Raw genomic sequence first — 22,652 nt, 5'->3', positions numbered from 1 at the left:
CCTTCACATGCGGAAATGTTCGCCCAAATAAACACGCCGCACATGTTCGTTTTCCACGATCTCGGCGGGGGCGCCGGCGGCCAGCACGCTGCCATCGCTGATGATGTAGGCGTGGTTACAGATGCCCAGCGTTTCCCGCACGTTGTGATCGGTTATCAATACCCCGATATTACGTTCTTTCAGGAAGCGGACAATTTTCTGAATTTCGAGCACGGCGATCGGATCGACTCCGGCGAACGGCTCGTCGAGCAAAATAAAGCTCGGATTAGTCGCCAATGCCCGTGCAATTTCCACCCGACGCCGTTCGCCACCCGACAACGACAGGGCAGGATTGGAGCGCAGATGCAGGATCTGCAGTTCCTCCATCAGCGCCTCGGCGCGCTCCATGACTTCGTCTTTCGTCAGTGCCTTCCCGTCCGGACCCAGTTGCAATTCCAACACGGCCCGAATGTTCTCATCGACCGTCAACTTGCGAAAAACCGACGCTTCCTGCGGCAAATAGGACAAACCCAGCCGAGCGCGTTCGTGGATCGGCATGGTGCTGATAGACGCGTCATTGAGCGTAATCGTTCCCGCATCGAGCGCGACCAGCCCCACTATCATATAAAACGACGTGGTCTTGCCCGCACCGTTAGGGCCCAGCAATCCAACCACTTCGCCGCTTTTGACGTCAAGCGAGACGTCTTTGACGACAGTACGCTTACCGTAACGTTTTTCGAGGTTGCGCACCGTCAGTGTATTGATGGTGCCGGCGGGATTGCGGTTCGGGAGCGCCGCGTTACTGTTGGCACTTTGTGCCGCGCTCTGCGCTCCGGTCGCGGCCGGCGTAAGGACAGGTTCGGTCACTGCGGCGCTCCATCGATCTTCGGCGACGCGGTCAGCGGTGTGGCGCCGCTCGCAGCCGTCGCGCTTGCCGCGCTTTGCGGAAGCAGCATCGTGTGCACGCGGCCGGTCGCGTTGCCGGGACCAATCGCGTCCTTGCCCGAACTGGCGGTATAAAAATCGCTGTGCCCGTCATAGGTGATCTTGCTGCCGTGCACTTCATCGACCACCAGTGCCAGGCCCTGCAGCCGCTGTACCAACGCGCGGCCGGTCAACACGGTGACATCGTTTTTCCCGTCGTAATCGATACGTAGCGCATTGCCTTGCACGTATTCATCGCCGACATCGCGTTTCTGGCGGAAATACGCAAGCGGGCTGCCGCTGGAAGTGGCAACCGCGTACTGATAACCCTGAGGATCCTGATGCACTTCGACCCGGTCGGCCTTGATGATGATCGTGCCCTTGGTCAGGATCACGTGACCGGTAAAAATATTGGTCTGCTTCAGATCGTCGTAATTCAGGTTGTCGGATTCCACATTCAGCGGCTTGTCGCGGTCGGCACGCTCGGCGTGCGCCGGCACGGGCAATAGCGCGAGCGGAGCGCCAAGCAGCGCGGCCAGCAGTATCGCCAGCAGGGGCGCCGCGCGACGCACCGGATCGAGGCTATGAAGCGAGTGTTTCATGCAGTCAAGTGTAGTCTGAATTATTTGGAAGGCGCGGCCGCCGCGGGTTCGGATGCGGCTATCTGGCCGTGCACTTTACCCTTCAGGAACATCCTGCGGGTCGCGTTGTAATAGGTCATGCCGTCGGCATAAAGCACCGACAGGCCGCGTTGCAGTTTAACCGGCTTTTCCGTCTGGATCACATCGTCGTTGACGAAGAACCGGAAATGTTGAGAATCGGCCTCCATTGCCGGGTCGCCCGTGCCGGGGTCGCGCAGCAGGCGGGCCTGGTCGTATAAATCGATGATCGACTGGTCACCGTTCATCGTGCCGCGCTTGGAAAAGCTCGTGACGTCGGGCTGCCCCGGCGAGAACGCGCGGATTGCCGGCAAGGTCACGTCCGAGGTCGAATCGTCCTCGAAGTGCAGCATGGTGGCCGCGTTCAGCCGGTACTGGGTCGAGCCCGTGGGGTCGAGCATCGTGACCGTAAAGTTGGTGGCGAAGGAGTCCGGGGTATGCGTCTTGGGTTTGACGGGCGCATCGTCGGCAACCGGCAAATTGAGCTGCAGCAGGTAATAGCTGCCTGCGGCGAGCGCGGCCAGCGCGATCACGGGCAGGATCGCCAAGACTCTTTCGCGCATCGTCACGATGGCCATCGCGTCAGATCCCGCAGGCACTGGCAAGCAGTGCGTCGTAATGATGCTGGGCGCGCAGCAGGGTATCGCACATTTCGCGCACGGCGCCCTGGCCCCCCTGGGCTTGCGCCACCCAGTGCGCGCGGGCAATCACCTCGGGATGAGCATTGGCCGGCGCCGCGGCAAAACCGACGCGCGTCATCACAGCCAGATCGGGCCAGTCGTCGCCCATGTAGGCGCAGTTGCCGGCGGCAAGGCCCGTGACTTCAAGCAGTTGCGCGAATGCGGTGGTTTTGTCGTGCACGCCCTGGTAAAGATGAGCGATCCCGAGCTCCTTGGCTCGTGAGGCCACGATTTCCGATTGGCGTCCGGTGATGATGGCGCTCGCGATGCCTACCGACGCGAGCAACTTGATGCCGTGGCCATCCAGCGTGTTGAACGCTTTGAGCATTTCGCCCTGGGCGCCGTAGTACAGACGCGCGTCGGTCAGTACGCCGTCGACGTCAAAAATGACCAAGCGTACCCGTTGAGCACGCTCCACGGTCGAAAGCGGGGTCGAAAGCGCTGCGGTTGTCATCAAATGACCTTGGCTTCGAGCAAATCGTAAGTGTTGAGCGCACCGATCAGCGCGCCCTCGTCGTCGGTCACCAGGATCTGGCCGATCTTGTGGCGTTCCATCAGTTCGACCGCCGCAACGGCCAAATGGTCTGCACCTATCGTGCGAGGTTTTTTCGACATCACGTCGCTGAGCTTGAGTATGCGGAAGTCGCCCGGCTTGGCCAGCACGCGACGCAAATCGCCGTCAGTAAAAATGCCTTCGACGTGCGCATTGGCGCTCACTACGGCCGTCATACCCATGCGCTTGGACGTGATTTCCATCAAGGCGTCGCTCACGGTCGCGTCCAGCCCGACCTGCGGCACGGCGTCGCCCGTGCGCATGATGTCGCGCACATAGGTCAATAAGCGCCGGCCTAGCGCACCGCCGGGGTGGGAGCGCGCAAAATCGTCGGGTCCGAAGCCGCGCGCGTCCAGCACGGCCATCGCCAGTGCATCGGTTAGCGCGAGCGCAGCGGTGGTGCTGGCGGTTGGCGCCAACTCCATCGGGCAGGCTTCCTTTTCGACTCGCGCATCGAGGTGCACGTCCGCTACCCTGGCGATACTGGACTGCGCGCGCCCGGTGATGGCGATCACATGCCCGGCGGTCCGTTTGACGAGCTGGATGATGTTCACCAGTTCCTCGGTCTCGCCCGAATTCGACATCGCAATAAAGACATCGTCGCGGGTGATCATGCCCAGATCGCCATGACTGGCTTCGGCAGGATGGACAAAAAAAGCGGGTGTGCCGGTGCTCGCAAGCGTTGCCGCCAGCTTGCGCGCGATATGTCCGGATTTTCCGATGCCCGAAACCACGACTCGGCCCTGACAATGGAGCAGCAGTTCCACGGCGGTGACAAAGCTCTGATCGATCCGGTTGATCAGCGCGCGAACCGCGTCGGCTTCTATCTGAAGTACCTCGCGCCCGAGGGTAAGCGCCCGGTCGCCATTGATTTTCGCTATCATGCGCGGAGTATAACAAAGTGCCCTTTCATTTGCCCCAAGCCTTCCTGGCTAGGCCGTCGAGCAACGAGGTAACGGTTACACTTTGCTGCACTGCTGTTGCGCATTGATCAGCACCTTCGTTGGCACTTTGCTTGGCATCTTCATCAGCACCTTGGTTAGCACCTTAGTTGGCACCTTCGCAGCACCTCGTCTGTACCTTTGCCAGTACCGTTTTCCGCTGTTTTTGGCACACTAGATAGGGATTTCCGCACGCATGACTTCACCGCTCGAACTCACCCTGTTTCTGCTGCTTGCCGCCGTGGTCGGCGTGGTGATTTTTCGCGTGCTCAATTTACCCCCGATGCTCGGCTATCTGTGCACCGGCATCGTGATCGGGCCGCACGCGGGCGGGGTGGTGAACGACTCCTCGAGCGTGCAGTATCTGGCCGAATTCGGCATCGTGTTCCTGATGTTCTCGATCGGGCTGGAGTTTTCACTCGGCCATTTGCGCTCGATGAAGCGCATCGTGTTCGGGCTGGGATTTTCGCAGGTCGTTTTTACCATCATCGCGTCGGTGCTGGTCGGGATCGCCATACGTGCGTTCGTGCCGTCGCTGGGTTGGCAAGCCAGTTTTGCGCTCGGTGCCGCGATGGCCATGTCGTCCACAGCGATCGTCAGCAAAATGCTGGCCGAACGGCTGGAGCTGGAATCCGAACACGGGCGCAACATCATAGGCGTGCTGTTGTTCCAGGATCTGGCGGTGGTGCCGCTGCTCATTATCATCTCTGCGCTGCAAAAGAATCCGCAGGATCTGGTCGCGGAGCTCGGGTTCGCCGCGCTCAAGATATCGGTCGCACTGGTGCTGCTGCTGTTCGTCGGGCAGCGCTTGATGAGCAAATGGTTCGACATCGTTGCGCGGCGGCGTTCGCAAGAGCTCTTTATGCTCAACCTGCTGCTGGTGACCTTGGGCGCCGCCTCGATTACCCAGCGCCTGGGCCTGTCGATGGCGCTCGGCTCGTTTATCGCAGGCATGCTGATCGCCGAGACGCCATACCGGCATCAGGTGGAGGAGGACATCAAGCCGTTTCGCGACGTGCTGCTCGGGCTGTTCTTCATTACCACGGGCATGCTGCTCGACCCCATGGTGCTGGTGCATCACCCGATCTTGGTGTTGCTGATGCTGCTTGGACCGATGCTGTTCAAGCTCACGCTCATTACCGGCCTGGCTCGCGCGTTCGGCGCCTCGTCGGGCGTCGCGATCCGCACCGGCCTGGGGCTCGCGCAAGCCGGCGAGTTCGGTTTCGTGTTGCTGAACCTGATTTCCACCCGCGCGCTGGTCGACCCGGAACTGGTCCAGGTCATCATTGCCTCGATGCTGCTTTCGATGCTGGCTGCGCCGTTCCTGATCCAGAATGCCGACCGGCTGGTGATGCGCGTATCCTCGACCGAATGGATGCGGCAGTCGCTGCAAATGACCCGCATCGCGACGCAAAGCATCAAGACCACCGGCCACGTAATTATTTGCGGGTATGGCCGTAGCGGCCAGAATCTGGCACGCATGCTGGAGCAGGAGGGCTTGTCGTATGTCGCGCTCGACCTCGACCCGGATCGGGTCAGCGCGGCGGCGTCGGCCGGCGAATCGGTGGTGTTCGGCGACGCGGTGCGGCGCGAATCGCTGGTGGCCGCCGGTATCCATCGCGCCGCGGCCGTGGCGATTACCGCAGACAGCACCCCGGCTTCGCTGAAAATCCTAAACAATATCCACTTGCTCGAACCGACGCTGCCGGTGATCGTGCGGACCGTCGACGATTCCGACCTCGAAAAATTGCTCGCCGCGGGCGCCACCGAGGTGATCCCGGAGATCGTCGAGGGCAGCCTGATGCTGGCCTCGCATACGCTGGTGCTGATGGGCGTGCCGATGCGGCGCGTGGTGCGGCGCGTCGAGGAAATGCGCGACGCGCGCTACAGCATGTTGCGCGGGTATTTTCGCGGCGCGGACGATAGTGACGACGACATGGACCACGAGCAGGCCCGTCTGCAATCGGTGCCGATCGGCGAGCGCGCAGACGCTGTCGGGCGTACGCTAGGCGAACTTGGCCTGGACCAGCTCGGCGTTGAAGTCACTGCAATACGCCGGCATGGCATTCGAGGCGTGGAGCCGGGCCCCGAAACCAAACTGCGCGCCAACGACATTGCCGTGCTGCGCGGTTTGCCGGACTCATTGGCAAAAGCGGAAGAGTCGCTTTCCAAAGTGCGTCGCGCCGTGCCGGAATGAGATAAGTGGCAACGCAGGCCGCCACCCAGGCCGCAACAGGCTAAAACCGAGGCGGCAACCGTCATCCGATTTTGAGGGTCAAACCGTTATCAGGAGTTGTTTTATGTCGAGCGCACCAGTCGAGCATCCGTTCAATCCGGCCGATTTTTTGAGAGCGACGATACGTACTGTTCCCAATTGGCCGCAGCCCGGGGTGATGTTTCGCGATATCACGCCGCTGTTTCAAAACCGTAAAGCGCTGCGGGTGATGATCGATGTGTTTGTCCAGCGCTATATCGATACGCCGCTTGATTACATCGCCGGGATGGATGCGCGTGGGTTCATCATCGGGCCGATTATTGCGTATGAATTGAATTTGGGTTTTATTCCGATTCGCAAGAAGGGCAAGCTGCCGTACGAGACGGTTTCAGAGTCCTATGGTCTGGAATACGGCAGTGCGACGGTGGAGGTGCATTCGGACGCTTGCAAGGCCGGCGACCGGATTATTTTGATCGACGATTTGATCGCAACGGGCGGCACGATGCTGGCCGGCAGAAATTTGCTTGAGCGCTTGGGGGGAGAGGTCGTGGAAGCCGCGGCAATTATCGATCTGCCGGATTTGGGCGGCTCGAAGCGCCTGCGGGAGAACGGCGTGCGGCTGTTTACGGTGTGCGACTTCGAAGGGGACTAGGATTGGGGGGAAGGCCCCCAATCCCTCTCAAGAACCCGTTTACCCTAAGCGACGCGCTCACCCTGGCGATACGTCGAAACCGGCACCGGCAAGTAGCCGTTCAAGCGCACACGCACCAGATCGGCTCGCTGTCCGACGCCGATGTTGCCGCGCTCATTGAGGCCCACCGAGCGTGCTGGATTTGCCGATACCGTGGCGACCGCGCGCGGCAGCGTCCAGCCGCACACGCGCGGCAATTCAAACGCCGCATGCAGCAAGCTCGACGGCACGTAGTCCGACGACAGAATATCCAACAGGTTGTGACTCGCCAATTCGGCCGCAGGCACATTGCCCGAGTGCGAGCCGCCGCGCACCACGTTCGGTGCGCCCATGATGATGCTCATGCCATGCTCGCGTGCGGCGGTGGCCGCAACCATCGTCGTAGGGAATTCGGAAATCGAAATACCCTCGGCAGCCGCTTCATGCACGTGTTCAAGCAACGTGTCGTCGTGGCTCGCGAGCGGCAGACTCAACGTGCGGCAGCGCTCCACGATCGCACGCCGATGCGCGTCGGCGTAGCGCTGTTGTTCGTCGCGTAGGTCGGTCAGCGCATTACTCATTTTCTCGTCGCTCCACTTGCCGTGACGCTCCTGATACTCACGCCACTTATCCGGGTCTTGCCACTGACGCTGGCCCGGCGTGTGGTCCATCACCGAGACCAGACGTAGCAGAGCGTGGTCGCGCAACTCATCGAATGCGTCAACCACATCTTCGGTAGCGATTTCGCAGCGCAAATGCAGCAGATGCTCGGCTCGCAACAGGTCGTGATCGTGAAATTTCTGCATGGCCTTCGCGCATTCGATCTGCAATGCGCGCCCACGGATGCCGACGTTGCTGCGGTCGCCGATCGCGAGCGCATCGAACACCGTGGTAATGCCGGCTGCGGCCACTTGCGCGTCGTGGATCACAAATGCGGCTTCGGTATTCCACATCACGCTGGGGCGCGGCGCGAGGTGCTTCTCGAGATTGTCGGTGTGCAGCTCGACCAGGCCCGGCAGCAGATAATCGCCGTGCCAATCCTGCGCGTCGGACGCGCTGGTGGTGCCGCGCGCGATCTCGCGGATCACGCCGTCTTGTACAGCGACGACGCCAATGAATTCTTCGTCCAGGGTCACGATCCGGGCGTTTTTGATCAACATGCGTGATGCTCCATCAAGCTTAACGGGGTAGGGCGGCTGGACTTGTTCAGGCCACAGCGCGCAGTACGGGTTTGAGTTCGAGGCGGCGCGTGGCAACCTTGTTGCGGGTTTCTTCATCATGAAAAATGCCGACGATGGCCGCGCCGCGCTCGCGCGCTTCGACGATCAATTCGGCCACTACGTCGCGATTCTCGGCGTCCAGCGACGCGGTAGGCTCATCGAGCAACAGAATCGGATGCTCGGCAATCAGCCCGCGCGCGATGTTGACGCGCTGCTGTTCGCCGCCGGAGAACGTCGCCGGCGGCAAGGTCCACAAACGTTGCGGCACCATCAGCCGTGAGAGCAGCGCGCGAGCGCGATCCTCCGCTTCGCGCGCACCGACGCCGCGCAGCACCAGTGGCTCGGCCACGATCGAGAGCGTCGAAACGCGCGGAATCACATGCAGGAATTGGCTGACGTAACCGAGCGTTTGCCGGCGCAACGCGATCACCTGATGCGGCGACGCATGAGTCAATTCCGTGCACACCGCCGTGCCCTGGCCATCCTGCGCGCGCTCATCCGCGGGTGCGCTTTGATCTGCCGGCGCACCTCGGTTTGCAGCCACAGCGCCAACCACAGCGCCAGTCGTACTCAAAGCCGAGCCGCGCACATAAATAGCGCCCGCGCTGGCCAAATAATTGCCATACAGGCAACGTAACAGACTGCTTTTTCCAGCGCCGGAAGGGCCGACCAGCACGATGCATTCGCCGCGCGAAACATCGAGATCGACCTTATGCAGCGCGGGGATCTGCACGCCGCCCTGCGGATGCAAGGTAAAGGTCTTGGAGACACCGAGCGCGCGCAGCATCAACGCGTCATTCGCGGCGAAATCGCGCTGGGCGCGCTGTGCCATCTCGCGCTGTCCTGCGTTGCCTAAGGTATCGGTCCCGGTTGCAGTAAGGGTCATGTCAGGGCGCCTATGAGATAAGTTAGCGAATTCGTCATGCCTAGACCGGCAATACCGACGACACCAGCAACTGCGTGTACGGATGCTGGGGATCATCCAACACCTGGTCGGTCAGGCCGGCTTCGACGACCTGGCCATGCTGCATCACCATCAAGCGGTGGGCGAGCAGGCGCGCTACACCGATATCATGCGTAACGACCAGCGCCGACAGATGCAACTGCGAAGTCAAGGTGCGCAGCAAATCGAGCAAGCGGGCCTGCACCGACACGTCGAGGCCCGCGGTCGGCTCATCCATGAAAACCAGGCGCGGATTCGTCACGAGATTGCGCGCGATTTGCAGGCGTTGTTGCATGCCGCCGGAGAACGCCGCAGGCAGTTCGTCGATGCGCGTGGTGTCGAGTTCGACACGGCCCATCCACTGAGCCGCCGTATCGCGGATCTGTCCATAGTGGCGCGCACCGACCGCCATCAGTGGCTCGCCGATATTCGCGCCGGCCGACACCGCCGCGCGCAAGCCGTCGCGCGGATTCTGCTCGACGAAGCCCCACTCGGTACGCATCAGCATCCGGCGACGCGGTTCCGACAGCGTCAACAAATCGAGCCAGTCCCCCTGGGTGGTGGCATATTGCAGCGAACCGGCATCGGCCGGCGTGCGCAGCGCGAGCGTATTGAGCAAGGTCGACTTACCCGACCCCGATTCGCCCACCACGCACAGCACTTCGCCCGGGTACATGTCGAAGCTGACGTTCTCGCAACCGATGCGGCTGCCGTAACTTTTGCTTAGTTGCCGGACTTTCAGTAAAGGTTCCATCATGGATGCTCCTGGCCTGCAACGGCGGCCTGCTGGCCTGCGGCAGCGGCAGCGGATTCTTGGGCTGCGCGCTGTTCGCCGCAGTAATCGCTGTCAGAACACACGAACATGCGGCCGCCCGCGTCGTCGACGATCACCTCGTCGAGAAAGCTGTCGCGCGAACCGCACAACGCGCAGGCATGAGGCCAGCGTTCGATGTCGAAGGGGTGGTCGTCGAAGTCCAGGCTCTTGACCGGGGTGTACGGCGGAATCGCGTACAGACGCCGTTCGCGGCCCGCGCCGAACAACTGCAGCGCAGGATTCATATTGAGCTTGGGATTGTCGAATTTCGGAATCGGCGACGGCGACGACAAATAACGGTTATTCACGATCACCGGATAGTCGTAGGTGGTCGCGATACTGCCGTGCCGTACGATATCTTCATAGAGCTTGACGCTGATCAGGCCGTAGTCGGCCAGCGCGTGCAGCTTGCGGCATTCCGATACGCGCGGCTCGAGACGGAACAAGGGCTCAGGCATCGGCACCTGATACACCATGATCTGTTTTTCGGTGAGCGGACGTTCGGGAATACGGTGACGGCTTTGGATCAACGTGGCCTCGGCCGTGCGCTGGGTGGTCTTTACCCCGGCCGTGCGCGCAAAGAAGCGACGGATATTGACCGCGTTGGTGGTTTCGTCGGAGCCCTGGTCGATCACCTTGAGCGTATCGTGCTGACCGATGATGGCCGCGGTGACCTGGATGCCGCCGGTACCCCAGCCATAAGGCAGCGGCATTTCGCGCGAACCGAACGGCACTTGGTAACCGGGTATCGCAACCGCCTTGAGCAGCGAGCGGCGGATCATCCGCTTGGTCTGCTCGTCGAGGTAGGCAAAGTTGTACCCAGCGGTGATCTCCGGCGCGGCGTCAGCGCGGGCGGGCGTTACGGTGTCGGCAATGTCGACGACACTGGACATGTCGGCCACGTCCGTGACAGGAGCGGAAGCGGAATTCATGCGGCGTTCTCCTCGCGTGCGTTGTGCGGCGCATTTGCCTGCATGCGGGTCTGCATCCCGGCCTGCACATCGGGCTGCGGATGGGATTGCTCCGGTCGCAATGCAGGGTGGTTTTCGCGCAGACGGCGCACCAGATTCAGTTCAGACTGGAAGTCGACGTAATGGGGCAGTTTCAAATGCTGCACAAAGCCGGACGCCTCGACGTTGTCACTGTGATACAGCACGAACTCATGGTCTTGCGCCGGCGACTCCGCCGTTTCGCCGAGCTCCTCAGCGCGCAGCGCGCGGTCGACCAAGGCCATCGCCATGGTCTTGCGTTCGGCATGTCCGAAGGCCAGGCCGTAGCCTTGGGTGAATACCGGCGGCGTGATGCTGTTGCCGCTGAACTGGTTGATCATCTGGCATTCGGTAATTTCGATTTCGCCGAGCTCAACAGCGAAGCCGAGTTCTTCCAGCTCCATTTCGACGGCCACATGACCGAGGCGAATCTCGCCCGCGAACGGATGGGCGTTGCCATAGCCGCGTTGCGTCGCATAGCCGAGCGCCAACAAAAACCCTTCGTCGCCGCGCGCCAGATTCTGCAGCCGCGTGGAGCGGTCGGCCGGGATGCGCAACGGCTCGCGCGACAGGTCGCCAGGCTCGCTCGGATTTACCGACACGCGCTCCTGCTCGATCAGGCCTTCCTTGTCGAGCAAGGCCACCACACGCGGCATTGCCTCAGGCTCTGGCAGCGGACCGACTGGAGCGGCCTGCGGAGAATCTCCCGCTGCCAGCAAGGAAAAATCGAGCAGGCGCTGGGTGTAATCGTAAGTCGGCCCGAGGATCTGTCCACCCGGCACATCCTTGAACGTCGACGAAATGCGTCGCTGAATTCGCATCTGTTCCGTATCGATCGGCACGGTGTAACCGAGGCGTGGCAACGTCGTGCGATAAGCGCGCACCAGGAAAATCGCTTCGACCAAGTCGCCTGCAGCCTGTTTGATGGCCAGCGCCGCGAGTTCTTCGTCGTACACGGAACCTTCTGTCATCACGCGCGCTACGGCCAGCCGCATTTGCTGGCGGATCTGCTGGACGGTGAGTTCGGGTAGTGCCGGGTCGCCACGGCGCGCGCTGTCCAGCATGCGCCACGATTGTTCGATGGCGCGCTCGCCACCTTTCACAGCTACGTACATGTCAGATCTCCTCGACGCGCGTGGTGCGCGGTACACCCACTACCGCATCGTCGCAAACCAGGTACAGGTCGATGCCGCAGGGGAACAACCCGGCGAGCGCGGCGCGTTGCTGCCAGAAGCCATCGGGCAGACCGCGTGGCGCGAACGTCTCGGTGTGTTCGATGCCAGGTCCGCTCAAGCGTAGCTTTGCCCCGTTGCTCAGGCTCTCGACCTGGATCAGCAGCGTGGTCGAATATTCCGGTGTTTCGGGGTCTCCCAACGCGAATTGCTCAAGCGACGGTACGCTGAGCGCGTCGGCGATCCAGGCAAATGCGGCTTGCGCTGGATTCGAGGTGATCGGCGCACCGGTGTGGAAGCGCAATGCCGAAGCGAACGCGGGATTCTCTTGCGCAAGCCACACCGGCGTGGCGAAATCGCACAACGCATAGAGTGCTGCGACGGCCGCACGCGGTGTTCCGGTCGCTTGCGCATCCAGCGCAACGTCGATGTGCTGGATGCGTCCGGGCCGCGCCAAAGCGTCGAGCAAAATGCGGAAGGTAGCTTGACTATCGTGTACCGGATCCGCAAAGCCGGGAGCCAAGCTGTCCCATTGCATTGCTGCAGGTGTGCTGGCTAGTGTTGAAGAGAGAGTCATCAATCGCCTCTGACCATCGTAAAGAATTCGACCCGGGTGGCCGCCGCCGCGTGACGTTGTTGATCGTGTTGCGCGGTGCGGGCTTTGGCGAGCGGCGCAATCACGCGCCGGTACAGCAGATCGTGCAGCGCGGGCAGTTGCAGCAAGGCATCGCTCAAGGCGGCCAATTCGGCGCAGCGTTTGTCGCGACCAAGCTGATAGGCCACGCCCACCGTTGCGCTGCGTGAGTCCTGTGAACGCAAGCGCAGCGTGGCCCGTGTGACGGTCGCTTCGCCCAGATTGAACGCATCGCCGCTGCCGCCGACCCGGCCACGTACCATCGCCAGTCCGGTTTCGGGAGCGCGCAACCAGTCGAAAGGCGGTAGCCCATCGGGTAGCGCGGCCTGCAACGCTTGTTCGAGATCGGCGCGCGGCGCCTGGGCAAGTACCGCGAGCCAGGCGCGCCGCGCTTGTTGAGCGTCGCTCAAGGGCGCCTTGGCGTGCTGATCGGGAGTAGGAGAGAGCTGCATTCGCGACACCTTGTATAAACGTCTATACGTCTATACTATACGAAAGGCCGGTGACGGTGCAAGACGCATTTGCAGCAAAATAGGGATCCCCCGCGCTTGCCAATCCGAACCTACAATCTGGCCCATGATTAAATCCGAGAGCAATGACATGGCTATGACATCAATGGAAAATTCCGCTGCGGCCGACCCCACTGTGGAGTCGACCACTGCCGAGTTGTCCACTGCAGTCAGCGGGGTCGAACGTGGTGCGGGCGTCGCGGTCTGGCTGCAGATCGAACAAATTTTGGCGGCAGAGATTGCTGCGCAGGGTTTTGGCGATGATGGGCGCTTGCCTAGCGAGGCCGAACTGGCGAAGCGTTTTAGCGTAAATCGCCACACTATCCGGCGCGCGATGCTGGGTTTGGCGGCACGCGGTTTTGTTAGCGTCGAGCAGGGGCGTGGCACGTTTGTGCAGCCGGCCGCGATCGATTACTCGATCGGGCGTCGCACGCGTTTTACTGAAAATTTGCGCGATACCAGCGCCGAGATTACCTACGAGGTGCTGGTGGCATGCAAGATCAAGGCCGAGCCGGTGGTCGCGCAAGCGCTGAAATTGCGCAGCGGCACGGTGGTATATCAGATCGACACAGTGCATTCGGCCGACGGCGTGCCGTTGTCCTGCGCGCGTAGCTGGTTTCCTGCAATGCGCTTTCCCGACATGCCGGAGACGCTTCGACGTCTGGGCAGTACTACGGCCGCTTTGGCCGAATTTGGCGTGCACGACTACACGCGGCAGTCGAGCCGTATCGGCAGTGTGCTGCCGGACGCCGAAACGGCACGGCGGCTTGGAATCAACCGCCAGCAACCCACCTTGGTGGTTGAGAATATCGACGCCGATCTCGACGACGTACCTGTCAAGTATGGCATCACGCACTTCGCCGGCGACCGCGTGCAGTTGCTGGTCGAACCGGATAAGGATCTTGCGGCGCGCAAGCCGTGAGCGGGGTGAGCAACCGGGCGGAGCCGCCGGGGTGAGCAGCATGAGGAACGACAAGAGCGAAACGACATGAGCGAAACGAATGCCGTCACGTTGACGGCCGAGCAGTTGGGTCCCGAAGCGCGCTTCGCGGTTTATTACGCACCGCCCATGGCCAGCGATTGGTGGCGCGAGGGGTGCCGTTGGCTGCAACGCGATCCTCATACACAAGCGGTGCTGGAGGCGCCGAGCGTGCCCGGGTTGAACGGCAATCTGACGGAATTGACTCGTGAGCCGCGTCGTTACGGCTGGCACGCCACGCTGGTTGCGCCGTTTCGCGCCGCGCCCGGTGTGACGGCGACGCAGCTCCACTCCCATGTACTCGCCTGGGCTGCTCGACAGCAACGTTTTGATGTGCCCGTGCAGGTGACTCAGCTCGACGGTTTTATCGCCGTCGTGCCGGCAGCGGCGGATGCTGCGGATCGTGCCGATGCTCAGTCTGCCGTCGGTGCACTAGCAGCCGATGCGGTGCGCGCGTGTGCCGCGTTGCGTGCGCCGCCCACGGCCGCTGAACTCGAGCGTCGCCGCACCATGAAGCTCAGCGCGCGACAGGAAGCGTTGATGCTGACATGGGGATATCCCTTTGTGTTCGAGGAGTTCCGTTTTCATATGACGTTGTCCAATCGCGTGGAATCCGCTGACGCGCGCGCAATACAGTCATGGTGGCAGGCACGCCTGCCGGCGCTGGGCCCGCTTCCGCTGGACGGCGCTGCGCTGTTCGTGCAAACCGCGCCGCAAAACGATTTCGTTTTGTGGCAGCGCTTGCCCTTTGCACAGGAAGTCGCGCAATGAGCGGTCGGTTGATTTACATCATGGGCGCCTCGGGCGCGGGCAAAGACAGTCTGCTCGGCTATGCCCGCGAGCGCATCGGCGCTGCGGCGATTCTGTTCGCGCATCGCTACATCACTCGCCCGGCGGACGCGGGGGGTGAAAACCATATCGCGCTGACACCGGATGAGTTCGCTTGGCGCCAAGCCAAGGGCTTGTTCGCACTGCAATGGAATAGCCACGGTCTGCAGTACGGTATCGGAAACGAAATTCAGAACTGGCTTGAGTTGGGTGCCGGTGTTGTTGTCAACGGCTCGCGTGCGCACTTGCCGCAGGCTTTGCAACGCTATCCCGGTTTGGCGGTCGTCGTGATCGAGGCGCGTCCGGAGGTGCTGGCGCGACGGTTGGCCGCGCGCGGGCGCGAAAGCGCCGCGGCGATCGAGGCGCGGCTGGCGCGTCAACCGGCCTTCGAATTGACCGCGCAGGTGCGCCATACCCGCATCGATAATTCCGGCACCTTGGAGCAAGGCGGCGAGGCATTTCTGGCCGCGTTGCGCGCTCATGCGGCGCTCGACACTGAATAACCTCAAGAGTGATCCCCGCTTAACGCCCGAGTAAACGCCGGCTAGCAACGAGCATCGACATCTCTACCCATTCGGCTAGTTTTGTGTGATACTGCATATTAGTATCATGGTGGCATGAATACCACTCAACGCAAAACGCTGGAAGCCATTTTCGCAACGCCGGTCTCGGGGTCGCTGGAATGGCAGCGTATCGAAACATTGTTCCTCAGTCTTGGCGCTCGCATTGTCGAGGGCGACGGATCACGGGTGAGATTCATGCTTAATGACGTCGTTGGCATTTTTCACCGGCCGCATCCGGCGAAGGAAGCCAAGCGTTATCAGGTGCGCGATGCGCGTGCCTTTCTCAAGGAAGCAGGGATCAAGTCATGAAACCGATGAATTACAAGGGCTACGCGGCCCGCCTTGAATATAGCGACGAAGATCAGTGCTTCGTGGGGCACCTCGCCGGCATACACGATGTCGTCGGTTTTCACGGCGACTCGGTGGCAGTATTGCGTCTCGCGTTTATCGATGCCGTCGACGATTATCTGGCCAGTTGCGAGAAGTTGGGGCGCCCACCGCAAAAACCGCACTCGGGCAAATTCGTCTTGAGGCTATCGGAGGGCATGCATGCGCGCATTGCCATGCAGGCCGAAGTGGCCGGCAAAAGCCTAAATCAATGGGCGGTCGATGTGCTCGAGGGTGCCGTACACGCCTGAGCTGTTTTAGAGAGCGCGCAGCATCAACACCACTTCCGGATCGCGCTCGACCGATTCCGGCAGCTCGATCGGGCGGAAACCCATCTTGGCATAAAGCGCCTGGGCGGCGATGTTGGCCCGATATACGTTGAGCGTGACGATCTCCCCATCGAGTGCGTCGGCTGCCGTCTCCAGCAATTTCTCGCATAACAGCGTGCCGTAGCCCAATCCACGCAGGTCGGGCGCAATGATCACGCGGGCAAGGTGAACACGTTGCTGCGAACGCTGCAGCAACTGACCGAAGCCGATCAACTCGCCGTCCAGCGAAATGCACCAAGAGTTGTCGGCCTCGAATTCGATCGCTTCGGCGAGTTGCCATGATGTGATCGGAAACTCGACCTGCTTGCCGGCCCAAAACAGGCACTGTTGTGCCGTAACGACCCAAGCGCTTACGCTATCGAGATCGCTTTCGCGGGCTGCTCTCCATTCCATTCGGGTTCCTCTGTTGGTGCGAACGCCCCGATTTTGCCACCAAGCACGCGGTTCGGTGCAGCTTGTATCGGCTTTAGTTGGTAAAATCCGGGGTTTTGTCGCCGGAGTGCGTATGAACTCATCGTCGTACTTGCCGCCGCAGTTACCAGCGCAGTTACCTTGTATTGCAGCCGCGCGACGTTTCGACGCCAGTCGTCATGTGCCGTTTTTGATCGGCGCGGAGCAGGTCGGCTGGATCCGGCAACGCGATCTGCCGCTGTTGCATCGCTGGCCCGACGTGTTGCGCGACGATGGCGGCGCGATTTCGCTGCTTGAGCATTTCGATACAGTTGAATTACGCAGCGCGGCATTGGGATCGGTGATCGGCGCGCTTGCCGCGCAAGGTCATATTCCTGGATGGCGCGACGAGACCTATGCCATTCGCAACCGGTTCGACGCGCCGCCGCTGGCCTTTATCGAACGAGCCGCTTCGCGTTTCTTCGGCACGATGACTTATGCGGCGCACCTGAATGGCATCGTGCGGCAGGCGGCAACCCAGCCCTTGATCTGGATCGCACGGCGCAGCCTGGGCAAGCAGACCGATCCCGGCATGCTCGACAATCTGGTCGGTGGCGGCATCGGCTGGGGCTACGGGGTGTTCGAGACGCTGATCAAGGAGTGCTGGGAGGAGTCGGGCATCCCACCTGAGCTGGCGCGCACGGCCAAGCCCGGCGGCACGCTGCATGTGCTGCAAGAGCTGCCGGAAGGCACGCAGGCGGAACAGATTTTCGTGTTCGACCTCGACGTGCCGGCCGATTTTGCGCCGGCTAACCAGGACGGCGAAGTCGGCGAACACCGGCTAGCCCGCATCGATGAAGTGCGCGGCTGGATCGCGGCCGGTGAAATGACGGTCGATGCGAGCTTGGCCATGCTCGATGCGCTGTTGCGCGCGGAGCTGCTCAGCGCTCAGGACTGCCCTGGTCTGGAAGCGCTGTATCGTTTGCCTGACTAGACATGCTCGGTCGACGTGATCGGTCGACGTCATGCCAGGCTGCGTATCCGTTCGCTCGATTGAGAGCGCGAAGTCACATCGCTGGCGAAGTTACATTGCTGGATCGGGTTACTGAGTCGAATTATTGACTCAGCTTATTGAGTCAAATCGCTGGGTCAAATCATTGACACTCAGCCAAAAGGAGTTGCGGTCATGCCGACCGAGCATAGTTATATCCTGAAACTGTCCTGCCCTGATCGCCCCGGCATCGTGCATGCCGTGTCGGGCTTTCTGTACGAGCGGGGCAGCAATATTCTCGACTCGGCCCAGTTTTCGGCTCAAGCCTCAGCGCCTTCATTGGCCCCCTCGTCAGCCCAATCCGGCGACCCCACTCGCGGTGAGTTTTTCATGCGCGTGCATTTTCAGCATGGTGGGGAGGCCGATCTTGCCGCCCTGCGCACTGCGTTCGGTGCACTTGCGTTGCCGTTCTCGATGCAATGGGAGCTGCACGACGCAGCGGTCAAACCGCGCGTAATGATCATGGTGTCGAAAATCGGTCATTGCCTGAACGATCTATTGTTCCGCTATCGCACCGGGCAATTGCAGATCGAGATTCCGGCGATCGTGTCGAACCATAAGGATTTCTATCAACTGGCGGCGAGCTACAACATCCCGTTTCATCACCTGCCGCTGCTCGGTTCGTCACCGGCCGAAAAGGCGACCCAGGAAGCGCGCATTCTCGCAGTGGTCGATCAGCATGAGATCGATCTGGTCGTGCTGGCGCGCTATATGCAAATCCTGTCGCCGGGCTTATGCGAGAAGCTGGCCGGGCGGGCGATCAATATTCACCACTCGTTCCTGCCCAGCTTCAAGGGCGCCAAGCCGTATTACCAGGCGTTCGACCGCGGTGTGAAGCTGATAGGCGCGACCGCGCATTATGTGACGACCGATCTCGACGAAGGTCCGATCATCGAGCAGGAAGTGGAGCGCGTGGACCACAGCATGGACTCCGATCATTTGACTGCGATCGGCCGTGACGTCGAGTGCGTGACCTTGGCGCGCGCAGTGAAGTGGCACGTTGAGCATCGCGTGCTGCTCAACGGCTCGAAGACGGTGGTGTTTCGCTAGAGCCGCGCACGAGACTGCGTGGCGATCTGGAACAGCGCTAGACCAGCTTGGCGGCGAGCAACTCGCGCTTGATATAAGCGTAGAAGATCGGCGCCGCGATCACCCCGGGTATGCCGAATGCGGCCTCCATGATGAGCATCGCGAGCAGCAATTCCCACGCGCGCGCCTCGATTTCTCCGCCGACGATGCGCGCGTTCAGGAAATACTCGAACTTGTGCACCAGCACCAGGAACACCAGCGAGGCAATCGCGACGGGCAAGCTGACCGATAGCGACACCAGCACGATCACCGTATTGGAAATCAAGTTGCCGATCACCGGCAACAAGCCCACCACGAACGTGAGCGTGATCAGCGATTTGGACAGCGGCAAGCGTGCGTGGAACTGCGGCAGCGCAATCAGCAGGTAAATCGCCGTAAAAGACGCATTGACCAGCGAAATCTTGACCTGCGCAAACACAATGCGTCGAAACGATTCCGCGAAGCGATAAGCGCGCGTGGCGAGCGCCGCAGCCAGTGGACGCTGCGGGATCTTCCTGATCGAGCCGATGGCAATGAACGCGCCCAGGATCATGCCGATCACGATATGCGCAAATGCCCGCAATGCGGCGTGTCCGGCAATCTGGATCATGCCGAGGTGGCTGTTGATCCAGGCGCTGGCTTCCTCGCGCAGATCTTCCGTATCGTCCGGGAAATAGTTGGACAGCGATTCAGGCAGGCGCTCGCGAATCTGGTCGGTAAACTGCAGCAACTGGCCGGACATGAGTTGGATGCTGGGCACATCCTGGCGGAAATGCTCGACGGCCAGGATGATGACGCCGCTAAGTGTGCCGACGATGAAAACCGACAGCAGGAATACCGCGACGAGCTTGGCGCGCCGATCGGATAGGCGACGCGCGAGCGGCGGCGCGAGCGTCTGCACAATTTGATAAACCAGCAGCCCGGCCAGCAAACCACCCAGCAAATGCAGCAGCAAGACAGCCGTAAGCGCCGCGCCGGCGCACGCAAAGCTGGCGATCTGCAGCCAGTGATGCTTGCTCAGGCCCGTCCCGGCCGCTTTTGCGGCGGCCGCAGGAATACTTGGTTCGATCTTGGGGTCACCCATCATGCGTCCAAAAAATGCGCGGTATCGTCCGGTATGCGTGGTATCGCGGTGCGTTGTCAGCTATTGCTCGAAATTTCGGAGCGACAGCCGTGTCCCGGTTTGTCTTATACGCTATTACGGCACGTTTAACTGCGTTTTAATAGGGGCGCCAAATATTTACCGGTAAAACTCGCTTTGGCCATGGCCACCTGCTCCGGCGTGCCTTGCGCGATGATCTGGCCACCGCCGGCCCCACCCTCGGGTCCGAGATCGATGACCCAATCGGCGGTTTTGATCACGTCGAGATTATGCTCGATGATCACCACCGTATTGCCCTGTTTGCGCAAACGATGAATGACTTCGAGCAGCAGCGAGATGTCGTGAAAATGCAGCCCGGTGGTCGGTTCGTCCAGAATATATAACGTACGGCCGGTATCGCGCTTGGAAAGTTCCAGCGATAATTTCACTCGCTGCGCTTCGCCGCCGGACAGCGTCGTGGCCGACTGACCCAGGCGGATATAGCCCAGGCCCACGTCGAGCAAGGTTTTGAGCTTGCGCGCCACGACCGGAACGGGCTTGAAGAACTCGTAAGCCTGCTCCACCGTCAGGTCGAGCACTTCATGCACGTTTTTGCCTTTGTACTGCACCTCGAGCGTTTCGCGGTTGTAGCGCTTGCCGTGGCAGACATCGCACGGCACGTACACGTCCGGTAAAAAGTGCATCTCCACTTTTATTACGCCATCGCCCTGGCAGGCCTCGCAACGGCCGCCCTTCACGTTAAACGAGAAACGGCCGGGATCGTAACCGCGCTCCTTGGAGGTCGGCACGCCCGCAAACAGTTCGCGGATCGGCGTAAACAGTCCGGTATAGGTGGCCGGGTTCGAGCGCGGGGTACGCCCGATCGGCGACTGGTCGACATTGATGACCTTGTCGAAATGCTCCAGCCCTTCGATCGATTCATACGGCGCGGGCTCGGTGGACGAGCCGTACAGATGATTGGCGACCGCGTGATAGAGCGTGTCGTTGATCAGCGTTGACTTGCCCGAACCGGAAACACCGGTCACGCAGGTCAACAGGCCCACCGGCAAATCGAGCGAAACGCGCTTCAGGTTGTTGCCATACGCCTCGGTGATGCGCAGACGGCGCTCATCGGGAACCTTGCGGTCGGTGGGCATGGGGATGCGGCGCTGGCCCGAGAGATAGGCGCCGGTGGTCGAATCCGGGTGATTTTCGATCTGTTTCGGCGTGCCTTGGGCGATCACGATACCGCCGTGTTCGCCGGCGCCGGGGCCCATGTCCACGACGTAGTCGGCCATGCGGATCATGTCTTCGTCATGCTCGACCACGATCACCGAATTGCCGATATCGCGCAGATGCTTGAGCGTCTTGATGAGGCGGTCGTTATCGCGCTGGTGCAGGCCGATCGACGGTTCATCGAGCACATACATGACGCCGGTCAGGCCGGAGCCGATCTGCGAGGCCAGGCGGATGCGCTGTGCCTCGCCGCCGGACAGCGTATCGGCGCTGCGGTCCAGGCCCAGGTAATCGAGACCGACATCGTTCAGGAAGGTCAGTCGCGAGACAATTTCCTTGATGACGCGATCGGCGATGTCGCGCTTGGCGCCTTCCAGGCGCAAGGTCATGAAAAAGCTCAGGCAGTCGCGCAGCGGCCAACCGCTGACTTCGAAAATCGCGCGTGCATTCTCGCCTTCGCCGATCTTCACATGACGCGCCTCGCGACGCAGCCGCGTGCCTTCGCAGGCCGGGCAGGGCTGGTTGTTCTGATACTTCGCCAGTTCTTCGCGCACCGCCATCGAATCGGTTTCACGGTAGCGGCGCTCCAGGCTCGGGATGATGCCTTCGAACGCATGTTCGCGTATCGACGTGCGGCCGCGCTCGTTCATGTAGGCGAACGGAATCGCTTGCTTACCCGAGCCGAACAGCACGATGGTGCGGATTCGGTCGGGGAGTTCCTCGAACGGCGTATCGACGTCGAAATCGTAGAACGCCGCCAGGCTTTGCAGCATCTGGAAGTAGAACTGGTTGCGGCGGTCCCATCCCTTGACGGCGCCGGCCGCGAGCGACAGCGACGGGTGCGCGACCACGCGTTTCGCGTCGAAGAACGTGATCTGGCCCAGTCCATCACATTCCGGACACGCGCCCATCGGATTATTGAACGAGAACAGGCGCGGCTCGAGTTCCTGCAACGAATAGGAGCAGACCGGGCAGGCAAACTTCGAGCTGAACAGCTGCTCGACGCCGCTATCCATTTCCAGCGCGATCGCGCGGCCGTCGGCCAGGCGCAGCGCGGTTTCGAACGACTCGGCCAGGCGCTGCTTCATGTCGGCGCGCACTTTGAGCCTGTCGACCACCACGTCTATGGTGTGTTTGTCGTTCTTCTTGAGCTTGGGCAGGTTTTCGACTTCATGGATCTTGGCTTCGCCTTCGTTGGACGTGCCGCCACCCGAGCGCACCCGAAAGCGGATGAAACCCTGGGCCTGCATGGCCTCGAACAACTCCGTGTGCTCACCCTTGCGGTTGGCGATCACCGGCGCCAGGATCATCAGGCGCGTGTCTTCGGGCATGGCCAGCACGATGTCGACCATCTGCGAAACGCTCTTGGCTTCCAGCGGCAGATGATGGTCGGGGCAATAGGGCGTGCCCACTCGTGCGTACAGCAGCCGCAGGTAGTCGTGAATCTCGGTGACGGTGCCTACCGTCGAGCGCGGATTATGCGAAGTGGCCTTTTGCTCGATCGAGATCGCCGGGGATAGCCCCTCGATCAAATCGACATCGGGTTTTTCCATCAATTGCAGGAACTGGCGCGCGTAGGCCGACAAGCTTTCGACGTAGCGGCGCTGCCCTTCCGCGTACAGCGTATCGAAGGCGAGCGACGATTTGCCCGAACCGGACAGGCCGGTAATGACCACCAGTTTATGGCGCGGCAAGTCCAGATTGATGTTCTTCAGGTTGTGGGTGCGAGCCCCACGTATGCGGATTTCTTCCATAAGCCTATCGAAAAGCGGGGAGGCCAAACCTGCTACTATAACGACTTTTGATGAGCGCCGTACCTGTATCTCCAGAGGCGGCGA

The 22,652-nt window shown here is 61.2% G+C and carries 24 protein-coding genes; 9 read left to right on the top strand and 15 right to left on the bottom strand.

Annotation, left to right across the window (positions count from 1 at the left end; translation table 11 throughout):
• Window positions 1–3: 3 nt before the first annotated feature.
• The 5 genes from lptB to GSQ77_RS22930 form a co-directional block, all read right to left on the bottom strand.
• Window positions 4–744, bottom strand: coding sequence for an LPS export ABC transporter ATP-binding protein (gene lptB / locus GSQ77_RS22950; RefSeq protein ID WP_254067826.1), 741 nt, complete (start codon window positions 742–744; stop codon window positions 4–6).
• A gap of 98 nt (window positions 745–842) precedes the next feature.
• A complete protein-coding gene (gene lptA, locus GSQ77_RS22945; protein ID WP_158905137.1) occupies window positions 843–1,505 on the bottom strand; it encodes a lipopolysaccharide transport periplasmic protein LptA in 663 nt (220 codons plus the stop codon).
• 20 nt (window positions 1,506–1,525) lie between these two features.
• On the bottom strand, window positions 1,526–2,131 hold the full coding sequence (lptC, locus tag GSQ77_RS22940; RefSeq protein ID WP_158906497.1) for an LPS export ABC transporter periplasmic protein LptC: 606 nt from the start codon (window positions 2,129–2,131) through the stop codon (window positions 1,526–1,528).
• Window positions 2,132–2,144: 13 nt separating this feature from the next.
• A complete protein-coding gene (locus GSQ77_RS22935) occupies window positions 2,145–2,696 on the bottom strand; it encodes an HAD family hydrolase (RefSeq protein WP_158905136.1) in 552 nt (183 codons plus the stop codon).
• Window positions 2,696–3,679, bottom strand: coding sequence for an SIS domain-containing protein (locus tag GSQ77_RS22930; protein ID WP_158905134.1), 984 nt, complete (start codon window positions 3,677–3,679; stop codon window positions 2,696–2,698). The genes GSQ77_RS22935 and GSQ77_RS22930 overlap by 1 nt, the downstream gene beginning before the upstream one ends.
• Window positions 3,680–3,932: 253 nt before the next feature.
• On the opposite strand from GSQ77_RS22930, the gene GSQ77_RS22925 reads away from it, so the two are divergent.
• Both GSQ77_RS22925 and GSQ77_RS22920 read left to right on the top strand, forming a co-directional pair.
• Window positions 3,933–5,933 (top strand): cation:proton antiporter, encoded by a 2,001-nt coding sequence (locus GSQ77_RS22925; protein WP_158905133.1) that lies wholly within the window; start codon window positions 3,933–3,935, stop codon window positions 5,931–5,933.
• 103 nt (window positions 5,934–6,036) lie between these two features.
• Entirely contained in the window at window positions 6,037–6,603 is a 567-nt protein-coding gene (locus GSQ77_RS22920; RefSeq protein WP_158905132.1) for an adenine phosphoribosyltransferase, read from the top strand.
• 44 nt (window positions 6,604–6,647) lie between these two features.
• On the opposite strand, the gene GSQ77_RS22915 is transcribed toward GSQ77_RS22920, so the two are convergent.
• The 7 genes from GSQ77_RS22915 to phnG all read right to left on the bottom strand — a co-directional run bounded on the left by GSQ77_RS22915 (window position 6,648) and on the right by phnG (window position 12,845).
• On the bottom strand, window positions 6,648–7,781 hold the full coding sequence (locus GSQ77_RS22915; RefSeq protein WP_158905131.1) for an alpha-D-ribose 1-methylphosphonate 5-triphosphate diphosphatase: 1,134 nt from the start codon (window positions 7,779–7,781) through the stop codon (window positions 6,648–6,650).
• Window positions 7,782–7,827: 46 nt separating this feature from the next.
• The gene (locus GSQ77_RS22910) at window positions 7,828–8,673 is read right to left on the bottom strand and encodes a phosphonate C-P lyase system protein PhnL (RefSeq protein ID WP_254067825.1); all 846 of its coding nucleotides are present in this window, start codon (window positions 8,671–8,673) and stop codon (window positions 7,828–7,830) included.
• Window positions 8,674–8,767: 94 nt separating this feature from the next.
• Window positions 8,768–9,538, bottom strand: a complete 771-nt coding sequence (phnK, locus tag GSQ77_RS22905) for a phosphonate C-P lyase system protein PhnK (RefSeq protein ID WP_158906495.1) — start codon at window positions 9,536–9,538, stop codon at window positions 8,768–8,770.
• Window positions 9,538–10,491 carry an alpha-D-ribose 1-methylphosphonate 5-phosphate C-P-lyase PhnJ gene (locus tag GSQ77_RS22900; protein WP_158906493.1) on the bottom strand — a complete coding sequence of 318 codons (954 nt, stop codon included), beginning with the start codon at window positions 10,489–10,491 and terminating at the stop codon, window positions 9,538–9,540. The genes phnK and GSQ77_RS22900 overlap by 1 nt, the downstream gene beginning before the upstream one ends.
• A gap of 35 nt (window positions 10,492–10,526) precedes the next feature.
• A complete protein-coding gene (locus tag GSQ77_RS22895) occupies window positions 10,527–11,702 on the bottom strand; it encodes a carbon-phosphorus lyase complex subunit PhnI (RefSeq protein ID WP_158905129.1) in 1,176 nt (391 codons plus the stop codon).
• A 1-nt stretch (window position 11,703) separates the two neighbouring features.
• Window positions 11,704–12,336, bottom strand: coding sequence for a phosphonate C-P lyase system protein PhnH (gene phnH, locus GSQ77_RS22890; RefSeq protein ID WP_158905128.1), 633 nt, complete (start codon window positions 12,334–12,336; stop codon window positions 11,704–11,706).
• A complete protein-coding gene (gene phnG, locus GSQ77_RS22885; protein WP_158905127.1) occupies window positions 12,336–12,845 on the bottom strand; it encodes a phosphonate C-P lyase system protein PhnG in 510 nt (169 codons plus the stop codon). Before phnG ends, phnH begins: the two co-directional genes overlap by 1 nt.
• A 148-nt stretch (window positions 12,846–12,993) precedes the next feature.
• On the opposite strand from phnG, the gene phnF reads away from it, so the two are divergent.
• The 5 genes from phnF (at window position 12,994) to GSQ77_RS22860 (ending at window position 15,910) form a co-directional block, all read left to right on the top strand.
• Window positions 12,994–13,824, top strand: a complete 831-nt coding sequence (gene phnF / locus GSQ77_RS22880) for a phosphonate metabolism transcriptional regulator PhnF (RefSeq protein WP_254067744.1) — start codon at window positions 12,994–12,996, stop codon at window positions 13,822–13,824.
• Window positions 13,825–13,890: 66 nt separating this feature from the next.
• The gene (locus tag GSQ77_RS22875; protein WP_158905126.1) at window positions 13,891–14,652 is read left to right on the top strand and encodes a DUF1045 domain-containing protein; all 762 of its coding nucleotides are present in this window, start codon (window positions 13,891–13,893) and stop codon (window positions 14,650–14,652) included.
• Window positions 14,649–15,212, top strand: coding sequence for a phosphonate metabolism protein/1,5-bisphosphokinase (PRPP-forming) PhnN (phnN, locus tag GSQ77_RS22870; protein WP_158905125.1), 564 nt, complete (start codon window positions 14,649–14,651; stop codon window positions 15,210–15,212). The genes GSQ77_RS22875 and phnN overlap by 4 nt, the downstream gene beginning before the upstream one ends.
• Window positions 15,213–15,326: 114 nt before the next feature.
• Window positions 15,327–15,581, top strand: a complete 255-nt coding sequence (locus GSQ77_RS22865; RefSeq protein WP_158905124.1) for a type II toxin-antitoxin system HicA family toxin — start codon at window positions 15,327–15,329, stop codon at window positions 15,579–15,581.
• The gene (locus GSQ77_RS22860) at window positions 15,578–15,910 is read left to right on the top strand and encodes a type II toxin-antitoxin system HicB family antitoxin (protein WP_158905123.1); all 333 of its coding nucleotides are present in this window, start codon (window positions 15,578–15,580) and stop codon (window positions 15,908–15,910) included. The genes GSQ77_RS22865 and GSQ77_RS22860 overlap by 4 nt, the downstream gene beginning before the upstream one ends.
• 6 nt (window positions 15,911–15,916) lie before the next feature.
• Here GSQ77_RS22860 and GSQ77_RS22855 read toward each other — a convergent pair whose 3' ends face one another.
• Window positions 15,917–16,381, bottom strand: a complete 465-nt coding sequence (locus GSQ77_RS22855) for a GNAT family N-acetyltransferase (RefSeq protein WP_158905122.1) — start codon at window positions 16,379–16,381, stop codon at window positions 15,917–15,919.
• Between the two features lie 112 nt (window positions 16,382–16,493).
• Here GSQ77_RS22855 and GSQ77_RS22850 point away from each other — a divergent pair, with 112 nt between their 5' ends.
• Window positions 16,494–17,372, top strand: a complete 879-nt coding sequence (locus GSQ77_RS22850) for a DUF4743 domain-containing protein (protein WP_158905121.1) — start codon at window positions 16,494–16,496, stop codon at window positions 17,370–17,372.
• A 192-nt stretch (window positions 17,373–17,564) separates the two neighbouring features.
• The gene (gene purU / locus GSQ77_RS22845) at window positions 17,565–18,479 is read left to right on the top strand and encodes a formyltetrahydrofolate deformylase (protein WP_158905118.1); all 915 of its coding nucleotides are present in this window, start codon (window positions 17,565–17,567) and stop codon (window positions 18,477–18,479) included.
• A 37-nt stretch (window positions 18,480–18,516) separates the two neighbouring features.
• Here purU and GSQ77_RS22840 read toward each other — a convergent pair whose 3' ends face one another.
• Window positions 18,517–19,581 (bottom strand): AI-2E family transporter, encoded by a 1,065-nt coding sequence (locus GSQ77_RS22840; protein ID WP_158905116.1) that lies wholly within the window; start codon window positions 19,579–19,581, stop codon window positions 18,517–18,519.
• A 125-nt stretch (window positions 19,582–19,706) separates the two neighbouring features.
• On the bottom strand, window positions 19,707–22,568 hold the full coding sequence (uvrA, locus tag GSQ77_RS22835; RefSeq protein ID WP_158905114.1) for an excinuclease ABC subunit UvrA: 2,862 nt from the start codon (window positions 22,566–22,568) through the stop codon (window positions 19,707–19,709).
• Window positions 22,569–22,652 lie beyond the last annotated feature (84 nt).

This window comes from Burkholderia sp. L27(2015) (genome assembly GCF_009765705.1).
Classification (GTDB): domain Bacteria; phylum Pseudomonadota; class Gammaproteobacteria; order Burkholderiales; family Burkholderiaceae; genus LMUX01.
The sequence above is the reverse complement of the archived record's forward strand: the minus strand, read 5'-3'. Positions and strand labels throughout refer to the sequence as shown.